This window comes from Algorimicrobium echini (assembly GCF_900115185.1).
Classification (GTDB): domain Bacteria; phylum Bacteroidota; class Bacteroidia; order Flavobacteriales; family Flavobacteriaceae; genus Algorimicrobium; species Algorimicrobium echini.
The window spans coordinates 315681-328325 of record NZ_FOVN01000002.1 but is presented as its reverse complement, the minus strand read 5'-3'; the positions used below and the strand labels follow the sequence as shown (position 1 = coordinate 328325).

Below are 12645 nucleotides of genomic sequence, written 5' to 3'. Positions count from 1 at the left end.
GTTTTTTGAATTTTTATTTATAGAGTTCTGTAAAAATACAAAGCAATTCATAAAAAGACTATCGGTAAGCAGGTTTAGCCTGTTAAACTTTCCTTAATAATTGATAGGGTTGTTATATCATATGAATCCGAACTTTCTTTTTCTTCAAACGCAAGTTATTCGTGTTTTCAACAACCGTATTAGCTTTCTTTCTTGGAACGGCTACAAAAGCACAATCTTGTTTTAATTCTATAATGCCCAATTCGTGTTTTTCTAAATGGCCTTGTTTAAAGAGTAAACCTGCAATATCTCCTTTCGATATTTTATCCTTTCGCCCACCAGAAATAAAAAGTGTAACCCAATTCGATTCTAACTTTTTAGGGTTTCCTTGAAGTTTAACAACCTGATTAGTATCAATAAATTCGGGTAAATATTCATCTTCCCATTGCAATACATAAGCAGTACCTTCAGCGTGCATTCTGGCGGTTCGGCCATTTCTATGGATGAATTCTTCAGCTTTTATAGGCAATTGGTAATGAATAATATAATTCAATTCTGGAATATCCAATCCACGAGCAGCCAAATCGGTAGCAATAATAATTTGATGGGTGCCGTTTCGGAATTTAATTAAAGCACGTTCACGATCTATTTGTTCTAAACCGCCATAAAAACAGCCATGTGAAATGTTCTGAGTGTTTAAATAGTCACTAACATATTGAATTGTATCTTTATAATTGCAAAATATAATGCCAGGTTTGTTTCCAATATCATACAGCAAATTGACTAATGTATTCAGTTTGTCCTTTTCGGGTGATACCACTTTCTTAATGTGAATATTAGAAGTTTTGGTATCCAAATAATCAATCACCAGTTCATGATGAAGACCAACGAAGTCAGGAACTTTTAGGCCTTGAGTTGCAGAGGTAAGAACGCGTTTTTCAATATGTGTTAGGCTTTCAATAATTTCGCTCATTTCGTCTTCAAAACCAATTTCTAACGATTTATCAAACTCATCTAATACCAAGGTTTTAATATTTTTTACAGAAAACGTTTCCCGACGTAAATGGTCTGCTACTCGTCCTGGTGTTCCAATGACAATGGCAGGCGTATGAGCGAGTTCAATTTTATCTTTTGAAAAAGGTCGGCCTCCATAAACAGCATTGGCTTTAAAACCACTTCCCATTTCTCGAATTACTTGCTCAATTTGAATGGCTAACTCCCGTGATGGCACCAAAATTAACAGTTGAACCTCTGAACAACTGGTATCTAAATTGGCAATTGTAGGTAATAAAAAAGCCACTGTTTTTCCAGTCCCTGTTGGCGATAATAGCACCGTGTTTTCAGTATTGGAAATAGCCAACAAGGCTTCTTCTTGCATATCATTCAATTTAGAAATTTGCAATTTAGCCAGTTGATCTTGTTGTGCTTTTCTGTTATTTGCCATGGTATTATTTCAATTTAGGCTGTAAAGATAGCTACACTTAATTTAGTTACAGAAATTAATGAAAACTAATTGAATAGTTTATAAGTAAATGACCAGTACAATTATTAAAAACTCTAACAAAAATTTATGATTCATGAATGCATTTTTTTTCTATTTTCGGACGCAGCAAAATAATAATTTGCAATTTTAAACGTTAACTGGTGTTTAATAGCAAGTAGTACCTTATGAAAACATTTTTTGCCCTAGTTGGTTTGTGCCTGATTTCTCAAAGTTATGGACAAACAATTACTTCGGATGATGCCACCCCTGACCTACTGAATTTTGTAGCTAGTAGTTATGAATTATTAGAAACCTATGAGGTTGAAGAAGCAGAAAACGATGTAGATATAACAACTGATTATTGGGATACCAGTAAAATTCGTGTGGATTATGGAAAAGATATCAAGTTTCCAATTCATTTGCAATTTAATGATTCTAATTATGCATCGCCTATTTCTAAAAACAAAGTTATTACATCACGTTATGGCTGGCGAAAAGGTCGTGCGCACAAAGGTATAGACATAGATTTAGTAACAGGTGATAGCTTATTTGCAATGTTTGATGGTGTGGTACGTTTTGCCAATTATAGTTCTGGACACGGACGTTCGGTTGTGGTTCGTCATTTCAATGGTTTAGAGACTGTGTATGCGCATTTATCTACCTATGGCGTTAAGGAAAATGATTCCGTTGTTGCTGGAAGTTATTTAGGTAAAGGTGGTACATCGGGAAATGCTCGTGGGAGCCATTTACATTTAGAAGTGAGCTACCAAGGGATTCAAATTAATCCAGAATATTTGCTTCAATTTAACGATACTAATGAAGTGCTTTCAAATGAAATTTGGATAACGCGCGATATGACACGTCCTGAATTGCATAATAGTAAGCGCAAAGGTAGTATTGAAGTTCCAACAACCGAATCTGAAGCCATTGCAGTAGCTAACAAACCAAAAACCGTTTATATTGTTAAGCGTGGTGATACATTATCACGTATTTCTTCAAGAAACCATATGAGTATTGCTGCATTGTGCAAGTTAAATGGAATTAATAAAAAATCTACCTTAAAAATTGGTCAAAAACTGGTGGTTAATTAAGGTGAAAAATAAGAAATAAACTTTTATAAAAAGGGCGTTCATTTCATATTAATCACCTGCTAATCTTACTTTATTTAGGGTATATTTAGTTCTTTAATAATATTTTTTTCGAAGCCAAAATGCTACACGGACTAATAAAATTAATGCAGGCACCTCTATAAGTGGACCTACAACACCTGTAAAAGCTTGACCAGAATTAATTCCAAATACGGCTATGGCTACAGCTATGGCTAGCTCAAAATTATTACCAGCTGCCGTAAATGCAATGGCTGCATTTTTAGAATAGGGAGCGCCAATAGATTTGCTCACAAAAAAACCAATTAAAAACATGATGATAAAATATATAATTAAAGGGATGCCTATAATTATAATATCAAACGGAATGGTTAATATAAGAGCACCTTTTAAAGAAAACATGATAACAATAGTAAACAATAAAGCTATTAATGTTAAAGGCGAAATAGCGGGAATAAATTTTTGATTATACCAATTTTCACCTTTCAATGGCACCAAAATTAAGCGACTTAAAATTCCAAGCAAAAAAGGAATACCTAAATAAATGAGAACACTCTCGGCAATAGTAGCTATGGAAATATCTACAATAGCACCTTCAAAACCAAAATAAGGTGGTAAAACAGTAATAAAAAGCCAAGCATAGAAACTATATGCAAATACTTGGAAAATACTGTTTAAAGCTACCAAACCCGCTCCATATTCACTACTACCTTCTGCTAAATCATTCCAAACCAAGACCATGGCAATGCAACGTGCAAGTCCAATAAGAATGAGGCCTACCATGTATTCAGGATAATCTTGTAAAAAGATTAAGGCCAAAACAAACATTAAAATAGGCCCTATAATCCAATTTAATACTAAAGAAATGGATAGCACCTTTACATCTTTAAACACTTTGGGTAAAAGCTTATAATCTACTTTTGCTAACGGTGGATACATCATTAAAATCAATCCAATTGCTATTGGATAATTTGTTGCACCATGGCTTAAAGAATTAATGCTGTCTGGAATTGAAGGTATTAGATTCCCAATAGCAACACCAAAAAGCATTGCTAAAAAGATCCAAAGCGTTAAATAGCTGTCTAAAAATGATAATTTTTTAGTCTTCATTTGATGATATTTTTGAAAATACATGATGCAATTCAGAAGCTATTTGTAAGCTTCGCTCTTGATATTTTTCCAGTTCTAATGGTGTATCATCAAATGCTTTTGGGTCTTCAAAAGTAATGGGAATGCGTTTTTCAGCACCTGCAATAAATGGACATCCAGCATCTGCTTGAGAACAAGTCATAATCGCGGCAAATTCAGTATTTGGATTGAAACTGTGGTCATACGTTTTTGAAAAAGCTATGATACCAGGTTCATTTACGGCATATTTCATAGCATAAATGGCATTGGAACCATCAGATAATTTATGGTCATTAAATCCCTGTTGCTTCAAGGTTTTAATGACACTAGAATAAACTGCAGTTGCTTCGGTTCCTCCTGAATAACAAACTATATTTTGTAATCCAAAATGATAGGCTAAAGCTTGCGACCAAATTTGAGACAAATGACTACGTCTAGAATTATGTGTACAAATAAAATTTAATCTAATAGGCTGATTATTCCAGTGCTTATGCTGTATAAAATCAATTAAAGGTTGAAGTGTTTTTTTTCGATCTTCAGGAATATTAATTGACTTTAGGTCACTAATAGTTTTTAATAAAGCTGGATTCATTTCTAATAGTATTTCGTTTTTAACAGCACCCAGATCCTGGTGCACAAGTATTAGTTGTTTCTAATTCAGATAATTTCAATTTTGGTTTTTCAGTAGTAATGCCACAAGCATCTTTGGCCAAACAATCTGTTTGCTTATTTAATAACAGGAAGTTTTTACCGTTAAAACCTAAATTGTATTTTCCTATAGTACTACCTTGGTACTCCACTTCTATCTCCAAATCATCAAGTTTTAAAACGTTTTCTGATAATTCAATGATGTTAACTAATTTTTCAGGATGTAAGCGATGGTCATAATCATTTGCTTCCCATAATTGAAAATTAATTACGTTTTCTGTTCTAACCGTTCCACCACAATCAATAAAGTGTTTACTTATTTTTCCTACTTCAGTTACATGAAAGTGTTTCGGTACCAATTCGCCATTAGGTAATTGAAACGCTATGGTTTCTAAATGTTTTAGATGGTTTTTAATTTCTGATAGTGTCATAACATTTAATTTATGTGATTATATTTAGCAGCATTCTTTTGCTGGGTTTGATTTCTGACTTAAAAATTGAGATAGGGTTTCAGATATGCTCAACCACTCCTCTTGATTTATGCAGTAACAAATACTAGTTCCTGTAATATTTCCTTTTATAATACCCAAGTTCTTTAACTCCTTTATGTGTTGTGAAATGGTAGGTTGAGCTAAACCAATTTCGTCTACCAAATCACCACAAATACAACTTTCAATTTTAAATAGATGCTGTAAAATAGCAACACGAGCTGGATGTCCAAGCACTTTAGCTATTGTAGCGAGTCTATTTTGCTCTGGTGTAAACTTGTCACTTTTAGTAATTCCCATAATACTTATATTAATATATTGCAATATTACGATTAATACATCTAACGTACAATAAAATTTATTATTTTTTTATTGAAAAAAAATATTCTATTAATGGTATTACCTATCTAGTTTTTATAAATTTCAGTACTTTGCAGCGTTAAAAAAAACAAAAATAGTCGTGAAAGTTTGTATTGCAGAAAAACCTAGTGTAGCCCGTGAAATAGCTTCTGTTTTAGGAGCTAACACCAAGCATGATGGTTATTTTGAAGGAAATGGTTATCAAGTAACTTTTACATTCGGACACCTTTGTACACTTATGGAGCCGAACGACTATAAGCCACATTGGAAAAGTTGGGATTTAAATAATTTGCCCATGCTCCCTGACAAGTTTAAAACTAAAGTGGTTTCCAATTCGGGAATTCAAAAGCAATTTAAAATTGTAAAACGTTTATTTGATAAAGCAGATTTAGTAATAAATTGTGGTGATGCTGGTCAAGAGGGTGAACTTATACAGCGTTGGGTTATGGATCAGGCCAATTACAAAGGTCCTATTAAACGTTTGTGGATATCATCTTTAACTACCGAAGCTATTAAAGAAGGATTTGAAAATTTAAAACCTTCTGAAGATTATGATAATTTATATTATGCAGGCTTTTCTAGAGCTATTGGTGATTGGCTTTTAGGTATGAACGCTACCCGTTTATATACCTTAAAGCATGGTGGATATAAACAAGTATTATCAGTTGGCCGTGTGCAAACACCCACTTTAGCTATGGTTGTTAATCGATATAAAGAAATAGAAAATTTTAAACCGCAGCCTTATTGGGAGTTACAAACCTTATATCGGGACACGCTTTTTAGCTATGAAGAAGGGCGTTTTTTAAAGATGGAAGATGGTGAGGTTTTAGCCAATAAAGTCAAAGAATCCGATTTCGAGATTATTTCAACTACCAAAAAGAAAGGTAAAGAATATGCACCCAAGTTATTCGATTTAACAGGATTACAAGTACATTGTAATAAGCGTTTTGGCTTTACAGCCGATGAAACCTTAAAACTCGTACAAAGTTTATACGAACAGAAAGTGGTTACATACCCACGAGTAGACACTACATTTCTTCCGAATGACGTATATCCAAAAGTGGCTGGTATTTTAAAGAACTTAACTAATTATGCCACGTTAACCGAACCACTTTTAGGAAAGAAAATTAAAAAATCATCAAAAGTATTTAATGACAAAAAAGTAACTGATCACCATGCAATTATTCCAACAGGTGTAGAAATTAGGTTGCAATACAATCAACAACAAGTCTACAATAGCATTGTAAAGCGGTTTATTGCTGTTTTTTATGAGGATTGTGATGTGTCCAATACAACCGTAATTGGTCAAGCGGCTGATGTCAATTTTAAAACAACCGGTAAGGAAATTTTGAAGAAAGGTTGGCGAATTGTATTTGAAAATCCTGAAAAGGAAATTAAAACAGCAGATACATTACCGTCTTTTGTTGAAGGCGAAAAAGGACCGCATGAACCTTCTTTTTTAGAAAAACAAACCAAACCACCAAATCAATTTACAGAAGCTTCCCTCCTACGTGCTATGGAAACCGCAGGCAAACAAGTAGATGATGATGAACTGCGAGATTTAATGAAAGAAAACGGAATTGGTAGACCATCTACACGTGCTAATATTATTGAAACGCTTTTTAAACGGAAATATATTAAACGTAATAAAAAGCAAGTACTACCAACAATTACAGGAATACAACTAATTGATACCATTCAGAATGATATTTTAAAATCGGCTGAATTAACTGGAACATGGGAAAAGCAGTTAAAAGATATTGAGAAAGGCTCCTATAAAGCACTCACATTTATCAATAATATGAAGCATATGGTTGATGAGCTTGTTTATGAAGTTCGTAGTGAAACTAGACGAGCAAATATTTCTCATGCTGTTGCAACTCAACAAAAAGTAACTTCTGCAAAGGCAAAACAAACAAACGGTATCACAGTAGAAACCTGCCCAAAATGTCAACAAGGAACTTTAATAAAAGGAAAATCAGCCTATGGTTGTTCACAATATAAATCGGGTTGTAAGTTTGTATTACCTTTTAAAATGCATGATAAGAAGATTTCAGAAAAACAATATATTCGATTACTTAAAAAGGGATCAACAGTTAATTTGAAAGGCTTCAAGACAGATTCAGGTACTGTTGAAGGCTTGTTACGTTTTGATGAAAACTTCAAATTAGTTTTAGAACCTAAAAAGAAAAAACAAAAGCCAGTTCCGGAAACAATCATCTGTCCTAAATGTCAACAAGGAACTATAGCTAAAGGGCAAACGGCTTATGGTTGCACCAAGTATAATAAAGGTTGCGATTTTTTATTACCCTTTACTGTTTTAAGAGATAAGGCAGCAGGTAAAAAACTCACTAAAGAAATGGTTTATGAAATTATTCAAAATCATATGAAATAAGGTTTTATTTTTTAAATTGTGATAAATATCATATTTAGAATCTGTTCTAACTCTTAATTTTACAATTATAGATAACCAAAACTTACAATTATGATTTCTCAAATGCTTACGCTATATAACTGGAATAACGGTGTGATAATGATTGCCATATTTGGCCTAGTATGTATCACCTTGGTCGGAATTTTAATTAATTTCATGATGAGTGGCAAATCTAAAGATGACTCACAAGAAATAGACGATACCACTACCAATTTATAATTTTTAAACAATTCATTTTTCCAATGGATTGTTTTTTGTATTTTTGTTAACCAAATGGTTAAACTAAATAGTTAATTATGGCAAAAAAACGCGATGAAAATACAGAAAAGCAAATTTTAGAGGCAGCTAAAACAATATTTCAGTTTAAAGGCATGGATGGTGCTCGTATGCAAGAAATAGCCAATTTGGCTGGGATTAACAAGGCAATGCTTCACTACTATTTTCGCAGCAAGCAATTGTTGTTTGAGGCCGTTTTTAATCAGGCATTTTCAACGCTTGCACCACAATTAAATATGGTGTTAAATGATGAATCTTCTATCGAAGAGAAAGTGAAGAATTTTACATCTAACTATATTTCGTTTATTATAAAACATCCCTATTTGCCCAATTTTATCATTCAGGAATTAAACAGAAATCCAGATTTTATAAAAAAAATTCAAGAAAATTCAGCTCTTTTAAATATTGAAAAATTTAAAAAGCAAGTAATTCTTGAAATAAAACAGGGGTATTTAAGACCTATAAAAGGTGAGCAATTATTCATCAATATTTTAGCGCTTAATATTTTTCCATTTGTTGCAAAACCACTTATAAAAGCATTCATAGATGAAAATGATCAAGGTTTTAAAAAACTGATGGAACAACGAAAAACTGAAGTTTCTGATTTCATTATCAACGCCATTAAAAAATAGTCATATGAAAACACCTTTTAATTTATTGGCTTTTCTTTTAATTAGTATTCAAAGTTGGGCACAAGTACCTATTAGCTTGGAAAAATGCTACCAACTGGTATCTGATAATTATCCTTTAGTTAAGCAACGAGACATGTTAGAAACTCAAAATTCTTTGGAGTTAGATGCTATACACACTCAAAAATTACCTCAATTAGATTTTAATGTGCAAGCAGCCTACTTATCCGATGTGACACAAATTCCCCTTCCAGACACAGGTGTCGAGCCTCCAAATAATGATCAATATCGTGCCACACTTTCCGTAAATCAACTCATTTATAATGGTGGTGCTATTCATGCGTCATCTCAAGTAAAATTAGCGCAATTAAAAACCCAACAAAAACAATTGGAAGTTACACTGTATCAATTAAAACAGCGCGTTAATCAACTGTATTTCTCCATATTGTTACATGATGAATCTTTGGATTTATTGGCTGCAAAGAAAAACCAATTGAATAGTCAATTAAATGAAGTAAAGTCTGGAATAAAATATGGAACTATATTACCAGCTTCAGATAATGTATTGCTGGCTGAAGTATTAAAAATCAAGCAACAAGAAACCGAAATTACAAATAATAGACACATACTAATTGAGACCTTATCAGCATTAATTGGTGTTTCATTAAATGAAACTACTACATTTCAAAAGCCAGTTATTGAAACCAAACCCTCTCCTACACTCCACCGACCAGAATTAGACTTATTCGCGTTACAAAAAGAAGAAATTGAGAGTCGGCAGCAGTTAATTCAAAAAAATAATATGCCTAAATTATTTGGGTTTGCATCTGGTGGAATTGGAAATCCTGGTTTGAATATGTTAGACAATTCATTTCAACCGTTTTATACGGTTGGTGTCAAATTAAACTGGACCGTTTTTGATTGGAATGCCAATAAAAAGAAACGTGAATCTTTAATGATTAACCAAGAAGTTGTAGATAATGAAGCAGAAATTTTTGCATTAAACACCAACGTAGAACTTAATAAGTATAAATTAGAAATAGCTAAAATTTCTGAAACGATATTAATAGATACAGAAATCATCAACCTTCGAAAAGAGGTATTATTAGCCGCCGAATCGCAGTTACAAAATGGTGTTATAACAGCCTCCACTTATATTGCGGAGTTAACAAATCTATATGAAGCTGAAAACAGTTTCGCAAACCATAACATTCAATTGCAATTAGCAAAAGCAAATTATAACATAACTCAAGGACAGTAAAAATGAAACGACAATATATATATTATTTAGGAATTGGTTTCGGACTATTAACGTTGAATTCTTGTCGCAATTCTGATGGTAAAGCCGATGGATATGGAAATTTTGAAGCTACAGAAATCACCGTATCTGCTGAAAATAATGGAAAGATAATGGCATTTAATATACAAGAAGGCGATGCGCTTAAAAAAGATGCTTTTGTTGGTTATATAGACACAATACCTTTAGCGTTAAAGCGCGAGCAATTACTAGTTTCTAAAGATGTTATTAGTAGTAAATCTCAAGGTGTTTTATCTCAAATAGCCGTTTTAAAGGCAAAATTAAAAACAGCTAATATCAATAAAACCAGAACAGAAAATTTAATTCAAGATAAAGCTGGTACACAAAAACAATTGGACGATGTTCAAGGTGAAATAGATGTTATTAAGCAGCAAATACGCAGTGTAGAAATCCAAAATGCACCTGTAGTAAACGAATTGAAAAATTTGGATATTCAACTCAAACAAATTGATGATCAAATTGATAAATGCAAGATTATAAATCCTATAAACGGCATGGTATTAACCAAATATTCAGAACCTAGTGAAATAACAGCGTTTGGAAAACCACTTTACAAAATTGCCGATTTAGAAAATATGGAATTGCGTGTTTTTATTAGTGAAACCCAATTAGCCAATATAAAAATTGGGGAATCCGTAACCGTTAAAATTGATTCAAATGATACCATGAAGGATTACAAAGGAACCGTCATATGGATTGCATCTGAAGCCGAATTTACACCCAAAATCATTCAAACGAAAGAAGAGCGTGTGGCGCTTGTTTATGCCGTAAAAATAACCGTTAAGAATGATGGGAGCTTAAAAATAGGTATGCCAGCCGAAATGTGGTTAAATAATTCCAATAATAATTAAAAACTAAAACAATGAAACACGTAATTTTCACATTAAGCCTATTGGCTTTAGTAGGCTGTAAAGACAGCAAAAATCAAGACGTAAAAACGGAAACTGTTGAACAACCTGCGGAGACCTATAACAATCATGATATCCACGAAGCCTCTGGTGTTTATGCCAATGCATGGGTAAGCGAAATACAAATTGATAATGGCGAAAAGTGGCAAGCCGATGCGACAACGAATGAAGGCGTTCAAAAACTTCAAAACACAATCAATACACAAACAGCTAGCACATTAGATGACTATCATAAACTAGCAGAACAACTGAATGACGATAAAAATTTTGTTGTAAAAAATTGTACAATGAAAGGCCCTTCACATGATAATTTACACATTTGGCTTCACCCATTAATTGAAAAAATTGATGCGCTTTTAAAAACAGAGGATGTTGATGATGCTGAAAAAATTACGGTTAGCATCAAAGAAAACATCAATGCTTATAACACCTATTTTCAATAATAACTTAAAAAATTTTTTACCATGGAAAAGCATACATATAATGTGAATATTAATTGGACACAAGACCGAAAAGGTATGATGTGTTCACCAGAGTTACACAATAATGAAACCAATGAAACCAACTGTTTGGAAGTTGCAACACCACCAGAATTCCCTGGAGGAATGCCAAATATTTGGTCGCCAGAACATTTATTTACTGCCGCTGTTAGCAGTTGTTTAATGACTACTTTTTTGGCGATTGCTGAATTTTCGAAATTAGAATACGTGAGTTTTACATGTGAGTCTAAAGGTATATTAGAAAAAGTAGACGGCAAATTTGTGATGAGCGAGGTGTTATTATTTCCTGAAGTTGTTATTTCAGACGAATCCAAACGGGACCGTACAGAACGCGTTGTTGAAAAAGCTGAAAAAGCTTGCCTAATTTCCAATTCTATAACATCCAAAGTTACTATGGAAACTAAAATTATCGTTCAAAACTAAAGTCTCATGGGCATTTCAATTAACCATATCAGCAAATCCTATAAACATGTAAAAGCTCTACAGGATATTTCTTTTGATGTTAAGCCCAATGAGCTTTTTGGTTTAATTGGTCCTGATGGCGCAGGAAAAACAACCCTTTTCCGAATTTTAACAACCTTGTTAATTGCCAATGAAGGCAATGCAACCATAGCAGGTTATGATGTGATTCATGATTTTAAAGAAATTAGAAAGCATGTTGGTTATATGCCTGGGAAGTTCTCATTATATCAAGATTTAACGATTGAAGAAAATTTGAAATTTTTTGCAACTATTTTCGGAACCACTATTGATGAAAATTACGACCTGATTAAAGATATTTATGTTCAAATTGAGCCTTTTAAAAATCGTCGTGCTGGTAAATTATCTGGCGGTATGAAGCAAAAACTGGCTTTGTGTTGTGCGTTGATTCACAAACCTAAAGTGTTGTTTCTAGACGAACCCACAACAGGAGTCGATCCTGTTTCAAGGAAAGAATTTTGGGACATGCTAAAACGCTTACAACAAAAAAATATAACCATTTTAGTTTCTACGCCTTATATGGACGAAGCTGCCTTGTGTGATAGAATAGCATTAATTCAAGATGGCGAAATTTTACAGATTGATACACCAGAAACCATAGTAAAGCAGTACCCTAAAACCATTTATAACGTTAATGCTAGTAATATGTATCAATTAATAATGAGTTTGAAAGCTTACCCACATCAATATAGTGTGTATCCGTTTGGTGAGTTTGTACATTATACGGATACACGAGACGGTTTTAATCCAGACGAATTAAAACAGTATTTACAAGCTCAAAACCTATCAAATATTACCATTGAAAAAACCCAAGCAACGATAGAAGATAGTTTTATGGAATTTGCAAAATAAAAATACACCGACAGACTTATCGGGTTTAAAAAACAGGTTAGGTCTCAACTCTGAAA

13 protein-coding genes are annotated in these 12645 nt (G+C 33.0%); 8 read left to right on the top strand and 5 right to left on the bottom strand.

The genetic code is table 11. The annotated features are described in order from the left end of the window. Positions 1-112: 112 nt before the first annotated feature. On the bottom strand, positions 113-1423 hold the full coding sequence (locus tag BM239_RS07655) for a DEAD/DEAH box helicase (protein ID WP_092207137.1): 1311 nt from the start codon (positions 1421-1423) through the stop codon (positions 113-115). A 224-nt stretch (positions 1424-1647) separates the two neighbouring features. Between BM239_RS07655 and BM239_RS07650 the strand changes: the two genes are divergently transcribed. Continuing rightward, a complete protein-coding gene (locus tag BM239_RS07650; protein ID WP_092207135.1) occupies positions 1648-2553 on the top strand; it encodes a M23 family metallopeptidase in 906 nt (301 codons plus the stop codon). 93 nt (positions 2554-2646) lie between these two features. Here the strand turns inward: BM239_RS07650 and arsB are convergent, their stop codons facing one another. The 4 genes from arsB to BM239_RS07630 are packed head-to-tail and all read right to left on the bottom strand — an operon-like array spanning position 2647 to position 5132. Then, positions 2647-3678: an ACR3 family arsenite efflux transporter gene (gene arsB, locus BM239_RS07645; protein ID WP_092207540.1), complete on the bottom strand. Its 1032-nt coding sequence runs from the start codon at positions 3676-3678 to the stop codon at positions 2647-2649. Further along, positions 3668-4288, bottom strand: a complete 621-nt coding sequence (locus tag BM239_RS07640) for an arsenate-mycothiol transferase ArsC (RefSeq protein WP_092207133.1) — start codon at positions 4286-4288, stop codon at positions 3668-3670. Before BM239_RS07640 ends, arsB begins: the two co-directional genes overlap by 11 nt. A gap of 19 nt (positions 4289-4307) precedes the next feature. Continuing rightward, entirely contained in the window at positions 4308-4775 is a 468-nt protein-coding gene (locus BM239_RS07635) for a DUF6428 family protein (RefSeq protein WP_092207131.1), read from the bottom strand. 24 nt (positions 4776-4799) lie between these two features. After that, positions 4800-5132: an ArsR/SmtB family transcription factor gene (locus BM239_RS07630; RefSeq protein ID WP_092207129.1), complete on the bottom strand. Its 333-nt coding sequence runs from the start codon at positions 5130-5132 to the stop codon at positions 4800-4802. A 160-nt stretch (positions 5133-5292) separates the two neighbouring features. Here BM239_RS07630 and BM239_RS07625 point away from each other — a divergent pair, with 160 nt between their 5' ends. From BM239_RS07625 to BM239_RS07595, 7 genes are all read left to right on the top strand, one after another. Beyond that, the gene (locus BM239_RS07625; RefSeq protein ID WP_092207127.1) at positions 5293-7587 is read left to right on the top strand and encodes a type IA DNA topoisomerase; all 2295 of its coding nucleotides are present in this window, start codon (positions 5293-5295) and stop codon (positions 7585-7587) included. Between the two features lie 335 nt (positions 7588-7922). Continuing rightward, positions 7923-8534 (top strand): TetR/AcrR family transcriptional regulator, encoded by a 612-nt coding sequence (locus BM239_RS07620; protein ID WP_092207125.1) that lies wholly within the window; start codon positions 7923-7925, stop codon positions 8532-8534. A 4-nt stretch (positions 8535-8538) separates the two neighbouring features. Continuing rightward, entirely contained in the window at positions 8539-9792 is a 1254-nt protein-coding gene (locus BM239_RS07615; RefSeq protein WP_092207123.1) for a TolC family protein, read from the top strand. Between the two features lie 2 nt (positions 9793-9794). Further along, positions 9795-10700 carry an HlyD family secretion protein gene (locus BM239_RS07610; protein ID WP_092207121.1) on the top strand — a complete coding sequence of 302 codons (906 nt, stop codon included), beginning with the start codon at positions 9795-9797 and terminating at the stop codon, positions 10698-10700. An 11-nt stretch (positions 10701-10711) separates the two neighbouring features. Further along, positions 10712-11200: a hypothetical protein gene (locus tag BM239_RS07605; RefSeq protein ID WP_143094906.1), complete on the top strand. Its 489-nt coding sequence runs from the start codon at positions 10712-10714 to the stop codon at positions 11198-11200. 21 nt (positions 11201-11221) lie between these two features. After that, positions 11222-11680, top strand: a complete 459-nt coding sequence (locus tag BM239_RS07600; RefSeq protein ID WP_092207117.1) for an OsmC family protein — start codon at positions 11222-11224, stop codon at positions 11678-11680. A 6-nt stretch (positions 11681-11686) separates the two neighbouring features. Further along, positions 11687-12589, top strand: coding sequence for an ABC transporter ATP-binding protein (locus BM239_RS07595; RefSeq protein WP_092207115.1), 903 nt, complete (start codon positions 11687-11689; stop codon positions 12587-12589). Positions 12590-12645: the final 56 nt, after the last annotated feature.

Excerpts from the sequence above, each read along its gene's own strand:
- BM239_RS07605 (WP_143094906.1), top strand. The coding sequence starts at position 10,712 with ATGAAACACGTAATTTTCACATTAAGCCTATTGGCTTTAGTAGGCTGT.
- BM239_RS07620 (WP_092207125.1), top strand. The coding sequence starts at position 7,923 with ATGGCAAAAAAACGCGATGAAAATACAGAAAAGCAAATTTTAGAGGCA.
- BM239_RS07595 (WP_092207115.1), top strand. The coding sequence starts at position 11,687 with ATGGGCATTTCAATTAACCATATCAGCAAATCCTATAAACATGTAAAA.
- BM239_RS07615 (WP_092207123.1), top strand. The coding sequence starts at position 8,539 with ATGAAAACACCTTTTAATTTATTGGCTTTTCTTTTAATTAGTATTCAA.
- BM239_RS07635 (WP_092207131.1), bottom strand. The coding sequence starts at position 4,775 with ATGACACTATCAGAAATTAAAAACCATCTAAAACATTTAGAAACCATA.
- BM239_RS07610 (WP_092207121.1), top strand. The coding sequence starts at position 9,795 with ATGAAACGACAATATATATATTATTTAGGAATTGGTTTCGGACTATTA.
- BM239_RS07640 (WP_092207133.1), bottom strand. The coding sequence starts at position 4,288 with ATGAATCCAGCTTTATTAAAAACTATTAGTGACCTAAAGTCAATTAAT.
- BM239_RS07630 (WP_092207129.1), bottom strand. The coding sequence starts at position 5,132 with ATGGGAATTACTAAAAGTGACAAGTTTACACCAGAGCAAAATAGACTC.
- BM239_RS07655 (WP_092207137.1), bottom strand. The coding sequence starts at position 1,423 with ATGGCAAATAACAGAAAAGCACAACAAGATCAACTGGCTAAATTGCAA.
- arsB (WP_092207540.1), bottom strand. The coding sequence starts at position 3,678 with ATGAAGACTAAAAAATTATCATTTTTAGACAGCTATTTAACGCTTTGG.
- BM239_RS07600 (WP_092207117.1), top strand. The coding sequence starts at position 11,222 with ATGGAAAAGCATACATATAATGTGAATATTAATTGGACACAAGACCGA.
- BM239_RS07650 (WP_092207135.1), top strand. The coding sequence starts at position 1,648 with ATGAAAACATTTTTTGCCCTAGTTGGTTTGTGCCTGATTTCTCAAAGT.